This window comes from Wenyingzhuangia heitensis, from assembly GCF_011762155.1.
Classification (GTDB): Bacteria; Bacteroidota; Bacteroidia; order Flavobacteriales; family Flavobacteriaceae; genus Wenyingzhuangia; species Wenyingzhuangia heitensis.
This window is the reverse complement of the sequence record NZ_JAASQL010000001.1, coordinates 529,177-546,208: the sequence shown is the minus strand read 5'-3', so window position 1 is coordinate 546,208 and position 17,032 is coordinate 529,177. Positions and strand designations below refer to the sequence as shown.

Here is a 17,032-nt window from a genome sequence, read left to right as displayed (position 1 = left end):
TAAAGATATAATTAAAATAACAGAAAGTAAAGCACAAAACTAGACTATCCATAAATCAAACATTTTACCTTTTAGAAAAGAGCTTCTTATTTTTTAAACTTTAAAACTTCCGAACGTCCTTTTTTAAATATTTTGTTGCTATTGGATTGTCCTTTTCGCAATTCTTTTTGTTCTTCAAAAGACAATGTGTTTATTTCTTTACAAGAATCAGAACAACATTCCTCCATTTTTTCTTTGCAAGCATCACACTGAATAAATAATAAGTGGCAAGCTTCATTCGCACAATTTACATGTGTATCACAAAACTCTCCACATTGGTGACAGTTAGAAATTACATCGTCAGATATTCTTTCAGATTTTCTATGATCAAAAACAAAGTTCTTTCCTTTAAATTTATTTTCTAATCCTTTCTCGTTTACTTGACGGGTGTATTCAATAATTCCTCCTTCTAACTGAAATACATTTTGAAAACCTTTGTATTTGTAATAGGCACTTGCTTTTTCGCAACGGATTCCTCCTGTACAATACATTAGTAGGTTTTTATCCTCTTTATGATCTTTTAAATCTTCTTCAATAATATCCAATGAATCTCTAAAGGTGTCTACATCCGGAGTAATAGCTCCATCAAAGTGACCAATTTCACTTTCGTAATGATTACGCATATCCACACAAATAGTATTAGGATCTGCTAATAACTTATTAAACTCTTCTGCATCTAAATGCACTCCTTTATTAGTTACATCAAACAGATTATCATTTAAACCATCAGCTACAATTTTATCCCTAACCTTCACTTTTAATTTTAAAAATGATTTATTGTCTTGTTCAACAGCAACATTTAACCTTATATCTTTTAAAAATGAAATACTATCTAAATGTGCTTTAAACTCGTTAAACCTATCTGCAGGAACAGAAACTTGGGCATTAATCCCTTCTTTTGCTACATAGGTCCTTCCTAAAACATCTATTTTATCCCACTCTATAAATAAGTGATCTCTAAAAACTTGAGGATTTCCAATATGATAATATTGGTAAAAAGAAATAGTTAAACGGTCTTTACCCGCCTCATCAATTAGTTGCGCACGTTCTTCTGCGCTTAACTTATTATACAGTTGCATGCTATATCAATTTAGTTAAACATTATTATTTTGCAAAGATAGCAAATACTTATCAACTTAATGTAGTACGCAATTCTATATAAAACAAAACTCCTTATAAAAGCAACTAACTTTTACAAGGAGTTTATAAACTAAAACTATGAAAAACTATAATCTAAATTAAATTTAAATCTTTTATACTAAGAGCAAACCTCATGCCAAAATAAAAAAACATGAATACTTATTTAATATAATTTTCACCAAATTTAAATTCATAGTTAAAACAAAAAAAGAGTGTAACAAATCTTGCTACACTCTTTAAATATTTTTTAAGCTTTTTATTACTACTCAACTCTAAATACTAGAGGTAATGCAAATAATAAGTTTACTTTTCTACCGTTTTGACTTGCCGGAACCATTTGAGGCAATGACTTTAAAGCCTTCTCAAATTCTTTTTGCAATTCTGGACTTTTAGATCTTACTCTAACTTCCGAAACTTTTCCGTTTACATCAATTTTAAACATGGCTGCTAATCTTTGTACTCCTGAAAGTCCTAATTCATCAGCTAAACCAGTATCAAAATTCTTACTAATGTGTTTATTTACTTTTTCACTAAAACAAGCTTTCTTGTCTTTTGCTTTTTCACATCCTGGGAAAATTGCCGGATTTTGAATGGCTGCAAAAGGTACATCTTCGTATGTTACCTCTTCGGCTTCATCACTATACTCAATTTGCTCAATTTCAACAATGTCGTCTACCTCTGCCTCCGTAGTTTGTATCACTACTTCTTCAATTTCAACGTCATCCTCTACCTTCTCAAATTTCTCCGGAGACGGCGGTGGCGGCGGTGGCGGTGGCGGTGGTGGCGGTGCAGATGGTGGTTTGATTTGAGTCAAGACCATGTCTTCCACATCATCAGATTGTAAGGTTACCGATTGTAGTTCTTCTACAACCCTGTCGTAGGTTTTATGCTCAATAGCCACGTAGACTATATACAGCGCTAAAACCAATCCCAGCAAAGTAAATACCTTACTAAAATTTTCAAGATTAGATTTGGGATTCTTTTTAACTTCCATTTTTATTCAGTTCAATTGAATTTTAGTTTGCTAAAATAACGAAATTAGAATTAGACTTGCAAATATAAACGACGAAGTAATCTTAAAATAACATAGCCTAAAATTACTCCTATAGAATTCGCTACAACATCAAGCAAATCGCCTGTTCTACTTACAGTTATACTCATTTGTAAAACTTCAATTATTATACCATACAGGATAATAATCACAATTAAATGCAGAAAACTTAATTTTATTTTGCCTAATTGACAAGATAGCATCCAAAAAAATGACATAAATGCATATGCAAATGCATGTTCAAACTTATCGGTGTTGTTATATTTAAAGTTTGGAACTCCGTCCATACTTATTAAACTTAACACCAATATTAGAAAACTACTTGCAATAGCTACTAATAAGCTATTACGCTCCAATAAGTTTTTTATATGCTGTAGCATCTAATAAATTTTGCGCATCTTCTATATTGTCTGCTTTTACTTTTATCATCCATCCTTTTCCATATGGATCTTCGTTTACAGCTTCTGGTTCATCTTCTAAACCTTGGTTAAACTCAATTACCTCTCCACTAATAGGCATAAATAAGTCAGAAACTGTTTTTACCGCTTCTACAGAACCAAACACTTCATTTTCTTCTACTGTTTCATCTAAGGTATCTACATCTACATAAACAATATCACCCAATTCACTTTGAGCAAAATCTGTAATACCAATTACAACTACATCACCTTCTACTTTTACCCACTCGTGATCTTTGGTGTACTTTAATTCTTCTGGAAAATTCATCTTTTATTTTTTTAGTTTCCTAGGTTATATACTAAACTTAATCCTGCATTTATTGATTGCCTTGGATACAATGTTGATATTGCATAACTAGCTACATTTTGATCATAATACAAGGATGCTGTAAAATTACGACTTAAATTATAATCTGCTGCCAATTTAAGTCCGAATAAATTTTGTCCTCCCACAGGTTGACTTGTCTGAGTATCTATACTTCTTACGTTGGTTACATCTGTTTTATAAGACACATCTGCTTTTATATTAATGTCTCCTTTTAAAGTTCTTTGTTTTCTTAAAAAACGAGTTTTAATTTTCACATCTTTAAACCTGTATCCCAGACCAAACACATATTCATTTCCTGTAATTTCGGAAAGAGTAGTGTTATTTAAGTTTAAAGATAATGTTCTATTTGTATTGATGGTTCCTCTAAACGATAGAGAACTTTTAAATTTTACATCTAATTTTATCAATGGAGAAAACGCATCTATTAAGGTAATTCCGGAGTATATTAAATCTGACTGATAAGGATTTGACGTATCTGTATTTAAGTTGTTAGAAAAATTACTAATGGTATATGATGAGTTATAACCATGTGATAGTGTGAAATTACTAAAGTTCTTTTTGATAAAATCCAATCGCATTAAACCTCTATAAGTAATGTTCCAGTTTGGAATTGGCATTTTCTTAAAAATAGTTTTATCAGAGGTTACCACATCTGTTCCGCTATAAGCTGCTAAAAAGGAATGAATTAACACTTCTTGACTATTTAAAGCTTGTTCAGAATTAGAATCTCCACCAGGATGTATTTGTGTTACTATTTTAGCTCTATTTCTTACAAATTCATCAAACAAAGCATCTGGATCACTTCCCATTGCTGTTTTTATTAATGAATATGAAATATTATAATTTCCCGATTTATTGATTTGAGAATTTTCTATTTTACTACTTCCTGTAACATAATCTATTTGTTGTTGCTCTGTGTCTGAATAACTTCTACTTCCTGTTAACTGGATATTTAAGTCCTGAATTGGTTTTAATGTGATATCATAACTTAAACTGGTCAATTCTGATTGCATGTAATTTTTGTTATAAAGCACATCATCTTCTGCTCCAGACCTACCTAACAGCCAACCATTTTCTACTGCGTTTTGCAATACATTTGTTTGCTGACCAAACACATACCCTAAACTTGGAGCATAACTTCCGTTGTATTTATTTCTTCCTAAAAAGCCTATTTCTGGTTTATATCCATCTAAAGAACTACTTCTATTTTTGTTGTAACTAAATCTACCTGTTTTAATAGAACTTAATACTCCATAAACAAAATCACCAACGGTTCCCGATTTTTTCTTAGACCTACCTGGTGTTGGCATTTTCTTTTTAGCAGACGATGACCTAAATAATTTTTTCAGTCCTATTTCTGTATATAGTTTAGAAAAATTTAAATTGGCAGATACGTTATGTGTATTTCCATTTTGAATTGTATTCCCTACTTTTTCAACAAAATCTGGTGACGAAGCTCTCCAATTAAAATTACCTGTGTAAGAATAATCCGCATTTACAAAACTTAACAACGGAAGTTTATCTATTGGAATTTTATAGGTAGCAGTTATATTTTGAGTATAATTATTGGGTCTACCTACATTAAAAAAGTTAGAATACAAATCTATTTGATCTAACTCTTCTTCTGTTTGTACGTCTTGCTCAAACGTATCGTAAATATAATTATTGCTTGCGTTAAAACTTAAATTGATGGCATCTGTTAATTTATAGCCAATTCTATAATCCCAATCAAACATAAAATTACGCTGCTTTAATGTTGGAATTTCTAACCCTGCTGTTTCTAATAAATCTCTGGTTTTGTATTCACTATAATTTCTTTTAATAGAACTATTTACAGCAATATCCGTAGGTAGTAAATTAAAATTAAAATCTCTTAACAAACTTAAGCTCTTGCTCTTTAAAAACGGAATGTTTTCTAAAGGTCTTACTTCTATCTGTTTAAACTTAAAGGCATAATTAGCAGCAGCATTCACGCTCTGACTAATGTCTTTTTCTACCACGTAACTTTCGTTAGTTGCATCGCTATATGTATAGGATACACTAAAGTTTTCTATGTCATAAATCTGAGGTTTTCTTTCGCTCACCTCAGACCTTTCCTTTTTTACGTTAATCAAACTAATGCTCCTACGCTTGGTTGTAATGTCTATACTTTCTGCAGCCACTCCCTGTTCTTTGGCTGTTGTTGCTAAAACGTCTTCGTATTTTGGATCGTATTTTGGAGTTCTTATTTCTTCAGAAACAGTGTAATTTACAGGAATTCTTACATTCCAATTATTTGGTAACAATTGCCCTACATTCACACTTGTGTTTATACTATAACTTTTTATTTCTTCTTGACTTCTTTCATTTACACTTTGATCTATGCTACCAAAACCAATAGATTGATATGCTCCATTTACAGCAACCTTAGCAAAGTCTGCAATTGTTGCATCGGCAGATATTTTTGTAGCCCATCCACCTTCATTATCAAAACCAGACATTCTTAATTCGTTAAACCAAATTTCTGCAGATTTTTGAGTTGCATCCACGTTTTTAATTCCCAAAAAGATGGTTCTAACATTAGATAAATTTGGATTACCTTTTACTCTAAGAACCGTTTGAGAATTATCTATAGCTGACTGTTCTGGATAAATTTCAGTCACAGACTGACCTACCTTATCTCTATCTATTTTTACATTGGTTAAATCTAATAATGATATATCTAAATCATTTTCTTCAGGCCAAACAGCTCTAGCATTTAAGGCATTACTTGCTCCAAAATTAGGAATATCTGTAACATTTAACGGCACTTCTATTTGATAATAGTTGTCATTGGTATCACTTCCTAATCTTATAACTGCTACTAAATCCTTATCAGATACAGTATTCTGTAACAATTCCTCTGCATGTATAAACATTTTTAAACGCTTATACATTCGCATATCTACGTTTATATTTTTATAAACTCCAACCGTACTGTTTTGTTGTAGCTTATCTACCGTTACTGTTAAAGATTGTTCATTTTGCTGCAATACATTAGAAGTTCCCTGTAAAGCCTCTCTACTAATAGTGGGTGGTAATATGTAGTTAACAGGGATTCTATTTTCATTCTCTTCTATGTTTACTGTTCCTGTCTCTAATAAATCTTCGGTGGCTCCTGTAGGTCTTTCTGTTAAATTATCGTTCTCGTCAATAATTTGATCGTAAATTCTCCAATCTCCTCTCACTATTTGAAAATCTGCAAAACGCAAGGTCACCGGAATTTCAAAATCGGTTAAAAACATACGCATAAAACGAATGGACTGAAAACTATTAATTCCACCAATAGATTCTCCAGAATTGATAGGAACTCTAAACAAATACCATTTAAACTGTTTTTCTGTATTATTTTCTAAAGTAACACTCGTAGTTCTTTCGTCAACAATAAACTCATTGGTCGTTTTATTTAAGTTATTTTGAGACACATCTACCTTATACTGCCAATAAGAATCTATGGTATTCATAGTTTGATCTCTATCTGCATCTTCAACATCTGGATTGTTAGTAGCCGATGTAGGATAAGACTCCGTACTTAACGCAGCCGTGGGAGAGTTCCCTTGTGTGTTGTTATAATCTTTATATCTTTTTAAAATAGAGGCATTGTTATTATCATGCTCTGTACTTCTAAAAAAACGAAAATTATCTGATGATGGATCTTCTAAAGAAGCTAGATCTGGAAATCTGGTTTTTTCCTCAGCATCACTCATTCCATCATACCCAACATCTTGATTACGTCTTGTTTCATCTCCCTGATCAAAGGCATATAACAATGATTTTTCTGTAGGTACATTAGCCACATTAGTTTGGTCTATTCCAGTTGAGGTAGTACCATCTTCTGGCAATCCATTTTCAAAAACTTTTCTATTGTCTTTTAAAATATCTTCAGAAATACTTCCCAAGTTTAAATAAACAGTTCCTTTTTGGTTAACAGGATTAGAGTTGGTAACAATTCCCTCATTATTACTAATACTATAACTATCATAAGGATCTTGCATCCAGAATTCTACATATTGTATGTTAGATCTCTGAAAATCTGTAACCACCATTCCTCTTGTAATTCCCGCCCATTTTTCTGATGGATTTGTTAGTTGACTAGGTTCCGATGGATTTGTAACAGCTGTGTAATTATAAGGACCACGCTCGTTAGGATAATAACTTAAATCAAACGTTTGTAAGTTGGTTCTTTGTGTAACATCTAAATTTCTTTCTGGGAATAATTCTTCACTCTGCACGGGTCTTACCTCAGCTCTAGACAATTCATCTGGATCTATATTTTGAGGTTTTAAACTTGAACCTGTATAAAACAATTGATCAATAGTATACCAAGCTAATTTTGCACGCTTTTTACCATACTCTACACTATTATTATTACTTGCTCCAAAATCTCTTCCATCAAAATTTACAGGAGCACTAGATAAAGACCAATTTTGAGCCGTTCCTAAGTTGATAGGAATTTGAGCTCCTTCAAAATCATCTAAATATGTAGTTGCTTCTCCACCAATATCTATAGTAGATGGTGTGTTAGGTCTTAAATACGCAAAGTCTCCTCTAACAGAAATAGTAGAAGGTGCATCTGTATCTATATTTGGCAAATAATTTACCCAATCTGTTAGTACAGGAACTTCAGAGCTATAATTTAAATTTAATCCGTACATGGAGTTGTTCACCGGGTCTTGTCCCAACTGAACTTTATTACTTATAGGTTGTTCTTTTATATTTAAATAAGTAGCTCCCAATACAAATTGATCGCTAAATTTATGTTCTACATCTACTCCTACAAACGTTTTTTGCTGTTGATTAAAAAAGGTATTATTTTCTAAAGAAACATTAATTGCTTGTCCAGAAGATTCTATAGACGGGTTGATGATTTTTACTTTTCCCGCAAAATAATCCACCGTATAATCTACTCCCTCTACCAATACAATTCCACCCGCTGTTACCGTAACCGATCCTCTTGGCACATTAAACGCTCCTAAAGAAATTCCATCGCTTGTGCTAGATGTGTATTGCCCCTGTACCAAAAACTTATCTTTTTTCTGATAATCATTTTCGGCTACCGATGCGGTTTTGGTATATAGTTCGTTAAAAACGTATTTATCTATATCTGATGGATTGGTTAATAAACTTTCTAAATCTCTACCAAAAGGCTCTATAACAGGAAAAATAATAGATCCGTTATTTGAATTTACCGTTAACCCTTCTATATAATCAAAAAAACCATCTCCTTTGGCATAGCCTTTATTTAATACATTTCTAGTTAAATTATTATTAGCATCTAACCTATCTAAATTGGTTAAATTTAAAATAGTTCTTGTTTTAATATCATCTTCTTGAGATCCTAACAAATTGTTTGTAGCCTGCCCAGTCGCATCATCTCTATACAATAAATTAAACTGAAAGCCTTCTTTTTCTAAATTGTAAGCTCCAATACTATATACGTTCTTCATTAATAAATTAAACACAATATCTTCTGTGTTTATCAACTGAGGCCTTATCAATTTTACAACTATATTTTTATCACTTTCTACCCCGTCTGTAGATAATTCTCCCACTCTGTAAGCTTCTCCTCTATAAGTATATTCAAAAGCAACAGCCAACACATCTCCATCATTTAATCTAGAGTTTAAAGAAATAAATCCTAGTTGTTGATTGTATGTAAATTCGCTAGCACTTAATTTTCTGGCATTTTCCACAACAGCATATTCTCTCCCTTGCTCAAAACCTGATAATGCAGATGGAACATTTTCTACCTCTCTTAATTGTGTTTTATCAGTCCCTATGTATTGATTTAAACTATTGGCTTTGTTGTCTGGAATAAACTGAGTATTTACAGGAGTTGCTGTTACTGTATTGTTGGTAATATTAGATTGTGTGTTGTCATACTTATCTGTTCCAGATTCTCCTAAATCAACCAAACCAACAATATTTCGTACATCTTGGGTGTTGGTATTTCTGTTGGTTACCCAAACCTCTAACTTGGTAATTTGTACTGCCGAATTAATTAAAGGCAATTCTGCTAAAGCCGTGTTGTAATTATTTCTAAAATATTGGGCTATAAAAAAGTGTCTATTATTATCATATTGTGTAGTTCTTAATTCAAACTCCGTAAGTGCAGAACCTCCTTCTGCAATAATATTTTTAGCTTGTGATTGTTGTTGCGAAAAAACTCCTGTTACAGTAGTGGCTCCAAATTGTAATTGTGCTTTTACTCCAAACAAACTTTGTGATCCTGTAATTAGGTTATTTTTAATATCCATGTTGATATTACCTACTTCTAATTTTCGAATCAAATCATCTTCTCCAGGTTCAAAATCTAGTTTTAATTGGTTTTGAAATGAAAATGTAGATTGTGTATCATAATTGATATCTGCCGTTAAACGTTCTCCTACTTTTGCCGATAAATTAGCTCTAATTTGTTGATCGAACTCGGGTGTAAAACTACTTCTGTTTTCTTCAGACAACAATGGATTTTCTATATTTTGATATAAAACACCAAAGCGCATGGTTACAGAACCACGTGGTACCATTTTAATTTCGGTACCTCCAAACAAGGTTTCAAAAAACTTATTGTTTACATACATAGTAGGCAACAAATCTTTTTGAGCCTCTTCTGCATCTTTTTTTCTACCCTCTATAGCAGCAGTTTTTGCTTTAAAATAATCTTGAACGTCTTGTTTTAGTCGATATTCTTTATACTCCTCTTCTGTTAAATAGGTAGGAGTTGTAAAGCTAGATTTACCTATCGTTTCTCTAACAATATAACGACCAATAGTAGGATCGTATTCTATTTTTTTTTCTGTCGGATTTTTTAAATACAAAACCCCATCTGTATTGTTATCAAACGAAAATGTACGAGGTATTTCTACTGAATTAAGCGTATCAGTTTCCTTTTCTTGACCATACCCAATAGGTACAACAAAAAGTAATAATACAATTATTAGAAAATACTTTCTCAAGTTAGTTATAGTTTTTTTAGCGCTAGTTTGATTAGTTTTTCAACACTTAAATCAGGTGTTTCTTTTAAAATTGAAGTTACTACTTTTTCTGCTTGTCTTTTCACAAAACCTAAAACTTCTAATGCAGATAACGCTTCTTCTTTCGCACTATTGTTTACCAAAGCAGAAGTTTCTTCCATATCGTAAGTTTTTACGATCTTATCTTTTAACTCAATAATTACTTTTTGAGCTGTTTTTATCCCAATTCCTTTTACCCCTTGTATAACCGCAACATTTTCTGTAACCAACGCTTTTTGTATTTCTTCTGTAGTTAAAGAAGATAGCATGGTTCTTGCAATACTTGGTCCTATACCTGAAACAGATATTAATAATTTAAAAATTTCTCTTTCTAAGGTAGAGGTAAATCCATACAAAGTATGCGAATCCTCTTTTACAATTAACTGTGTATAAAGAGTGACTAGCTCACTGTCTGGAATTTGAGAATAGGTATTTAAGGATATATTTAAAAAATAACCTACACCACTGCATTCCACAATGGCATAGGTAGGATTTTTTTCAACTAATTTACCTTTTAAATGGGTAATCATTTATTTTATTGATTTTGAGCATCTATTACCGCAACGGCAGTAATGTTTACAATTTCTTCTACACTTGCACCTAACTGGACTACGTGTGCAGGCTTATTAAGTCCCATTAATACAGGTCCAATTGAAGTAGCATCTGTTAATTCCTTAATCATTTTATAAGAAATATTTGCAGCCTCTAAACTAGGAAAAATAAATGTATTTGTTTCACTTCCAACCAAATCAGAAAAAGAAAACTGTTTTTCTAACAAATCATGATTCAAAGCAAAGTCGGCTTGTATTGGTCCGTCTACATTTAAATCGGGTCTTTCTGCCTTTAAAATTTCTACTGCCTTTTGTACTTTAGCGACTCCTGCACTTTCTACACCTCCAAAGTTCGTATAAGAAAGCATGGCTATATGAGGTTCAATTGCAAATATTTTTGCCATTCCACTAGCCAACTCTGCAATGTTTGCTAAAACTTCAGAACTAGGCTCAATATTTACTGTTGTATCCGTAAAAATTAAAGGACCTTTTTCAGTAATCATTATATTGGCTGCTGCAATTCTTGAAGCTCCTGGTCTTTTTCCAATCGTTTCAAAAATTGGTTTTACAGTAGATGGATAGTTTCTAGAATATCCTGATACCATGGCATCAGCCTCTCCTTCATTCACCATCATGGCAGCAAAATAGTTACGTGTAATCATATGCTTTTGAGCATCTAACAAACGAATACCTTTACGTTGACGTTTTGCCCAATACTTTTCTGCATATACATTTACTTTGTCTGCATACTCATCGCTTTTAGGATCAATAATTTCCACCTCAGCTTCAAAACCAATTTCTTCTTTTAAAGCTTTAATCAACTCTACATTTCCTAGTAAAATTGGTCTTGCAATTCCCTCGTCAGAAACTATCTGAGCTGCTTTTAATACATTTAAATGTTCTGCTTCTGGAAACACAACACGTTTAGGATCTTTTTGAGAACGAGAAACCAACATACGCTCAAACTTACTACCAGAACCAGAACGTTCCATTAGTTCTTGTGTATATGCATCCCAATCTTTAATTGGTTTTTTAGCAATACCACTATCCATTGCCGCTTTTGCAATTGCTGGTGGCAATTCGTGAATTAATCTAGGATCAAATGGTTTAGGAATAATATATTCTCTTCCATATTGTAAATTCTTTTCTCCGTATACAATGTTTACTTGCTCTGGAACATTCTTTTTAGCCATATCTGCCAAAGCATGTACAGCTGCCATTTTCATTTCTTCATTAATTCCCGTTGCTCTAACATCTAAAGCTCCTCTAAAAATAAATGGAAAACCTAAAACGTTATTTACTTGGTTAGGATAATCTGAACGACCTGTAGCCATAATAACATCTTTACGTGTTGCAACCGCAACATCATAATCTATTTCAGGTGTTGGGTTGGCCATAGCAAATACAATTGGGTCTGGTGCCATGGTCTTTAACATTTCTGGTGTTAAAGCTCCTGCCACAGACAAACCAATAAACACATCTGCTCCGTTAATAGCTTCTTCTAAAGTGGTGAATTCTGTATTTACAGCAAATTCTTGTTTTTGCTCATTTAAATCTTCACGCTTCGTGCTAATAACTCCCTTACTATCACACATTAAAATGTTTTCTGGAGCTACTCCTAAAGCTTTGTAAAGCTTGGTACAAGATATGGCTGCTGCTCCTGCTCCATTTACAACTACTCTTACTTTAGTAATGTCTTTTTCTGCAATTTCCACAGCATTTTTTAACGCAGCAGCAGAAATAATTGCAGTTCCGTGTTGATCATCATGCATTACGGGAATATCTAACTCCTCTTTTAATCTTCTTTCAATCTCAAAAGCTTCAGGAGCTTTAATATCTTCTAGATTTATACCTCCAAAAGTAGGAGCAATCATTTTAACTGTCTCTATAAATTTATCAACATCTGTTGTATCTACTTCAATATCAAAAACATCAATATCAGCAAAAATTTTAAACAACAAACCTTTACCTTCCATTACGGGTTTCCCTGCCAAAGCACCAATATTTCCTAACCCTAAAACAGCTGTTCCGTTAGAAATTACAGCAACTAAGTTTCCTTTAGAAGTGTATTTATACGCATCTTCTGGATTTTTTTCGATAGCCAAACAAGGTACCGCAACTCCTGGAGAATAAGCCAACGCTAAGTCTCTTTGTGTAGCATACCTTTTGGTAGGTACTACTTTAATTTTACCTGGCTGTGGCTTTTCGTGATATTCTAAAGCTTCTAATTCTTTTTTTGTGTAACTCATATTCAATAATTATGTAACAAAGATACCATTTGTATCCACTGAGCAAAAAGAATAGATTTTTTTTGACAATACCGAAACCAAAATGGCCTTTTACTGATTTTTTTTGCAAATAATGGAATCAGAATCCGTTTCTACTGTTTTTATTTCATTGAAAATCTTATCAAAAACAGAAAACAACTACTTATTTAAGTAATGATTTTTGGAAAACCATATATTTTAGCTGGTCGAATATTCTTCTATTATTTGATTGTAAACACAAAAAATCAACGATCATTTTTTTATTACTAAGCTATTGCTTAGATTTGTAATGTATTTAAAAACGATGGCACGTAAAAAACAATATAACGAACAAGAAGTGATTGAAAAAGCAATGGGGCTTTTTTGGAGGAACGGTTATGAAGCTACTTCTGTACGTATGTTGGAAAAAGAAATGGGGATCAATCAGTTTTCTATTTACGCTAGTTTTAAAAACAAACAAGGGGTGTTTTTAGAAAGTATTAAATGTTACAAAACCAAAGTAAACAGCATTAAAGACAAATTAAAAAAGTCTAACAATGGAGTTGCAGGTATTGAACAATATTTTTATGATTTTTTAGAATTCTCTAAAGAAGATTCTTTATTTAAAGGTTGCTTGGTGACCAACTCTGTAAACGAAATTAAAGAAGAGACAGATGCTACAATTATGGTAGAATTGAAAAATTTTGCCAATGAAATTAGAGATTTGTTTGTAAGCAATCTAAAACAAGACGACTTAATTGAAAACACAACGATAGAAAAACATGCGGATTATTTAATGAACAGTCTTTTAGGACTTTCCATTGCCTCCAAAGTTTTTAATCAACAACAATTAAAAAACATTATAGAAGTTACTTTTTTAAAGCTGTAACTTTTTTTTACAACAAAACTAAGCATTTGCTTAGATATTAAATTTAAAATAGAATTCATTAAAAAATCAAACATTATGACAACATTAAAAGTTCACAATTCAGAATCTGCACCACAAGAAAGCAAACCCTTTTTAGAAAAATCTCAAAAAGCGTATGGAATGATTCCTGGTTTGCACGGTGTATTAGCAGGTGCTCCTGGAATTTTAGAAGGATACCAAGTATTGCACGAATTGTTTGCTGCATCCTCTTTTAACAACGATGAGTTAACCGTAGTTTGGCAAACCATTAATGTAGAACACGCTTGTCATTACTGTGTACCTGCACATACAGGTATTGCAAAAATGATGAAAGTAGAGGATGAAATTATTGATGCTTTACGTAACGAAACTCCTCTTGCTGATGCAAAACTAGAAGCGTTACGTACCATGACATTAACTATTGTGAGAAACAGAGGTCATGTAACTCAAGAAGATTTAGAAACATTTTATGCTGCTGGATACGGAGAAAGACAAGTATTAGAAATTATTTTAGGACTGTCTCAAAAAGTAATTAGTAACTATACCAACCATATTGCTAACACTCCTGTAGATGCAGCTTTTGAAAAATTTGCTTGGTCTAAAAATTCATAATTATTTAAAAAGGATTGTTTGTTAACAAACAATCCTTTTTAATTTTACCTAAAAACCTAAAAAATGATAAACAACAAAAGACCCAAAGTTTTATTTTTTGATGTAAATGAATCTCTATTAGATTTAAGTAGCATGAAAAAAAGTGTAGGAACCGTTTTAGGAGGTAGAGAAGATTTACTTCCACTCTGGTTTAGCACCATGTTACACTATTCTTTAGCAACCACAGCCAGCAAACAATTTACAGATTTTAGTAGTATTGGAGCTGCAGCCTTGCAAATGGTAGCTGCCAATAACAACATCACATTAAATACTAAAGAGGCAAAAGAAGTGATGAAAAACTTTAGCAATTTACCTCCACACCCCGAAGTAAAACAAGCTTTAACAAAGCTTAAAAAAGCAGGTTATAAAATGGTTGCTCTCACCAATTCTTCTAGTAATGGAATGGCAACACAGTTTAAAAATGCAGGTTTGACAGATTTTTTTGATGAAAAACTAAGTGTACAAGAATTTGGAAAATACAAACCCGATACCGAAGTGTATCATTGGGCTGCTAAAAAACTAGGAGTGCAACCTAAAGACTGTATGATGATTGCTGCTCACGGTTGGGATGTTGCAGGTGCAATGTGGGCAGGATGGAGAGCTTCTTTTATTGCTAGACCCGGACAGCAAATGTATCCGCTAGCTCCAAGACCAGAAATTGTACAGACTGATCTTTTAAAAATTGCAGAAAAACTAACAAGTCTAGAAAAAGAATAATTATTTATATAAAAAGATAGCGACTCTAATATTAAAATTAGAGTCGCTAACACTATTTAAACAAAACTCAAAAAAATTATTTTAAACTCTTTATTATTTTTTCAAAAACCTTATTGTTTTCATAAACACCCATAAAATTTGCGGCACCCGTACCGTAAGAAAAAACAGGCACCATACTCCCCGTATGATCGTGGGTTACAAAGCCCCCCTCTATTTTATGTTCATCTACACTTCCGCTAGACACACTAAAACCTGACGTTTCATGATCTGCAGTTACAATTACCAATGTTCCCTTATTATTGTCTGCAAATTGAATAGCTTCTGTAATTGCTCTGTCAAAATCTATTCCCTCTAATACAATTCCCTCTGTATTATTAGCATGACCAAAACTATCTATTTGTGCAGCTTCTACCATTAAAAAAAACGGTTTGTTCTTTTGCTTTAAAAATTGCAAACCTGCTTTAGTCGTTTCTGCCAGCATATTTCCTCTTCCCGAAATAATAGAAGAAACTCCACCCTCTGACAAAAACAACCCTACTCTTTTTGCTTTTGATTTATTTAAATCACTTGTATTATTTAGAATACTAAATGATTTTTTTACATCTAAATCTTTAAATGTTTTTAATCCTCCTCCTGCAAAAAAATCTAATTTACTCTTTAACAAATCATTGGCTATTTCATTTTTTTGAGATCTATCTTTTTGGTGTGCATAAAAAGAAGAAGGAGTTGCTCCTGTAATTTCATCGGTAGTAATTACCCCAGTAGAAAATCCTTTTTTATGTAAAAGCTCGGTAATATTCTCTAAAGCATTTCCATTTACATCAGTACCTATAGCTCTGTTATTTGTTTTTACTCCTGTTGCCAATGCGGTTCCAGCAGCAGCAGAATCTGTGGTAAAATCATCCGCAGATTGGGTTTTTATCAACCCAATATGTTTTAATTGTGTTAACGTTAATACTCCTTTATTTGCTAGAGTTGCAGATGATATTTGAGACAATCCGTTTCCATCTCCAATTAACAAAATTATATTTTTAACCTTTCCTTTAGCGTTGTCATACTTATAAGTAGGTTGATAAACTTTTGAGGAAATTTTTGCATGAACCGTTCTATGATTTAAACTAGAAACATAGGTAGCACATTTTTTAGGCTGATCTGTATTGATGACATTTACTCCCAATTCTAAAAAAACCCTCCAAGCTGTTTTAGAATCTGGAGTTCCCCAAAAACGAAAAGGTTTGTTAAATTTTTCTGACTTGTTAATAACTTCCGTTACTTTATCATAATCGGTATGTGTTAATCTTCCTTTTCCATTCCATTCAGAATATTTTTTAAAATCAACACTAATCATGTCTACTTTTGCTAAATTTTTAGCCGCTAACGAAGTGTCCAATTCATGATAATCAAAAGAAATAAAATCGGGATATGTATGATAAACATCTGAATTAGGCCTGTTTCCTGAGATAACAAACTTAACATATGGATGGTGAATTACTTGAGGATATTTTTTTAACAAAGTCTGAATCGCATCTAAAGTTGTAATCGCTTCCGATTTTACATCAATCATTAACGTTAACTCTTTGTGTACATCTTCAGAACTACTTGTTATTTGATTTAAGGGACTTAAATACAAAGCCTCTAACGTATTTTCTTTACGTATTTCTGCCTCTGTATGCGTTACAAACAATTGTCCGTTTTTTAAAAACACATCGGCTTCTATTAAATTTAAACCACTAGTAAAAGCAGTCCAAAATGGAGTTTTTTGATGGTAATCGTTATGAGATTGTATTCTAATATGTTTGTGGTCTTGGCTATTTACTAGACCGGTAACTAGCAGTAAAACAACTAGTATGAATTTTCTTTTTACAAATAATAACATAAATAAATATTTAAAAAAGGTGCTACCAAAATAGCAC

At 32.4% G+C, this 17,032-nt stretch carries 11 protein-coding genes; 3 read left to right on the top strand and 8 right to left on the bottom strand.

Annotated elements, in window-relative coordinates:
• Window positions 1-86: 86 nt before the first annotated feature.
• From trhO to FHR24_RS02215, 7 genes are all read right to left on the bottom strand, one after another.
• Window positions 87-1,118, bottom strand: a complete 1,032-nt coding sequence (gene trhO / locus FHR24_RS02245) for an oxygen-dependent tRNA uridine(34) hydroxylase TrhO (protein WP_167183241.1) — start codon at window positions 1,116-1,118, stop codon at window positions 87-89.
• 323 nt (window positions 1,119-1,441) lie between these two features.
• Window positions 1,442-2,173 carry an energy transducer TonB gene (locus FHR24_RS02240; RefSeq protein ID WP_167183238.1) on the bottom strand — a complete coding sequence of 244 codons (732 nt, stop codon included), beginning with the start codon at window positions 2,171-2,173 and terminating at the stop codon, window positions 1,442-1,444.
• 50 nt (window positions 2,174-2,223) lie between these two features.
• Window positions 2,224-2,610, bottom strand: coding sequence for a VanZ family protein (locus tag FHR24_RS02235; RefSeq protein WP_167183235.1), 387 nt, complete (start codon window positions 2,608-2,610; stop codon window positions 2,224-2,226).
• Window positions 2,576-2,956, bottom strand: coding sequence for a glycine cleavage system protein GcvH (gcvH, locus tag FHR24_RS02230; protein ID WP_167183232.1), 381 nt, complete (start codon window positions 2,954-2,956; stop codon window positions 2,576-2,578). Before gcvH ends, FHR24_RS02235 begins: the two co-directional genes overlap by 35 nt.
• An 11-nt stretch (window positions 2,957-2,967) precedes the next feature.
• Window positions 2,968-9,990, bottom strand: a complete 7,023-nt coding sequence (gene sov / locus FHR24_RS02225; RefSeq protein ID WP_167183229.1) for a T9SS outer membrane translocon Sov/SprA — start codon at window positions 9,988-9,990, stop codon at window positions 2,968-2,970.
• A gap of 5 nt (window positions 9,991-9,995) precedes the next feature.
• Window positions 9,996-10,577: a Holliday junction branch migration protein RuvA gene (ruvA, locus tag FHR24_RS02220; protein WP_167183226.1), complete on the bottom strand. Its 582-nt coding sequence runs from the start codon at window positions 10,575-10,577 to the stop codon at window positions 9,996-9,998.
• Between the two features lie 5 nt (window positions 10,578-10,582).
• Window positions 10,583-12,847: an NADP-dependent malic enzyme gene (locus tag FHR24_RS02215; RefSeq protein WP_167183223.1), complete on the bottom strand. Its 2,265-nt coding sequence runs from the start codon at window positions 12,845-12,847 to the stop codon at window positions 10,583-10,585.
• A gap of 322 nt (window positions 12,848-13,169) precedes the next feature.
• Between FHR24_RS02215 and FHR24_RS02210 the strand changes: the two genes are divergently transcribed.
• The 3 genes from FHR24_RS02210 to FHR24_RS02200 all read left to right on the top strand — a co-directional run bounded on the left by FHR24_RS02210 (window position 13,170) and on the right by FHR24_RS02200 (window position 15,119).
• On the top strand, window positions 13,170-13,733 hold the full coding sequence (locus FHR24_RS02210) for a TetR/AcrR family transcriptional regulator (RefSeq protein ID WP_167183220.1): 564 nt from the start codon (window positions 13,170-13,172) through the stop codon (window positions 13,731-13,733).
• A gap of 75 nt (window positions 13,734-13,808) precedes the next feature.
• The gene (locus FHR24_RS02205) at window positions 13,809-14,363 is read left to right on the top strand and encodes a carboxymuconolactone decarboxylase family protein (RefSeq protein ID WP_167183217.1); all 555 of its coding nucleotides are present in this window, start codon (window positions 13,809-13,811) and stop codon (window positions 14,361-14,363) included.
• Between the two features lie 63 nt (window positions 14,364-14,426).
• Window positions 14,427-15,119: a haloacid dehalogenase type II gene (locus FHR24_RS02200; protein WP_167183214.1), complete on the top strand. Its 693-nt coding sequence runs from the start codon at window positions 14,427-14,429 to the stop codon at window positions 15,117-15,119.
• A gap of 76 nt (window positions 15,120-15,195) precedes the next feature.
• Here FHR24_RS02200 and FHR24_RS02195 read toward each other — a convergent pair whose 3' ends face one another.
• Entirely contained in the window at window positions 15,196-16,995 is a 1,800-nt protein-coding gene (locus tag FHR24_RS02195; protein ID WP_167183211.1) for an alkaline phosphatase, read from the bottom strand.
• Window positions 16,996-17,032: the final 37 nt, after the last annotated feature.

What these genes read in the sequence shown, in the direction of transcription:
- FHR24_RS02215 (WP_167183223.1), bottom strand. Translation starts at nt 12,847, where the DNA reads ATGAGTTACACAAAAAAAGAATTAGAAGCTTTAGAATATCACGAAAAG.
- FHR24_RS02195 (WP_167183211.1), bottom strand. Translation starts at nt 16,995, where the DNA reads ATGTTATTATTTGTAAAAAGAAAATTCATACTAGTTGTTTTACTGCTA.
- ruvA (WP_167183226.1), bottom strand. Translation starts at nt 10,577, where the DNA reads ATGATTACCCATTTAAAAGGTAAATTAGTTGAAAAAAATCCTACCTAT.
- trhO (WP_167183241.1), bottom strand. Translation starts at nt 1,118, where the DNA reads ATGCAACTGTATAATAAGTTAAGCGCAGAAGAACGTGCGCAACTAATT.
- FHR24_RS02200 (WP_167183214.1), top strand. Translation starts at nt 14,427, where the DNA reads ATGATAAACAACAAAAGACCCAAAGTTTTATTTTTTGATGTAAATGAA.
- FHR24_RS02235 (WP_167183235.1), bottom strand. Translation starts at nt 2,610, where the DNA reads ATGCTACAGCATATAAAAAACTTATTGGAGCGTAATAGCTTATTAGTA.
- FHR24_RS02240 (WP_167183238.1), bottom strand. Translation starts at nt 2,173, where the DNA reads ATGGAAGTTAAAAAGAATCCCAAATCTAATCTTGAAAATTTTAGTAAG.
- FHR24_RS02205 (WP_167183217.1), top strand. Translation starts at nt 13,809, where the DNA reads ATGACAACATTAAAAGTTCACAATTCAGAATCTGCACCACAAGAAAGC.
- gcvH (WP_167183232.1), bottom strand. Translation starts at nt 2,956, where the DNA reads ATGAATTTTCCAGAAGAATTAAAGTACACCAAAGATCACGAGTGGGTA.
- FHR24_RS02210 (WP_167183220.1), top strand. Translation starts at nt 13,170, where the DNA reads ATGGCACGTAAAAAACAATATAACGAACAAGAAGTGATTGAAAAAGCA.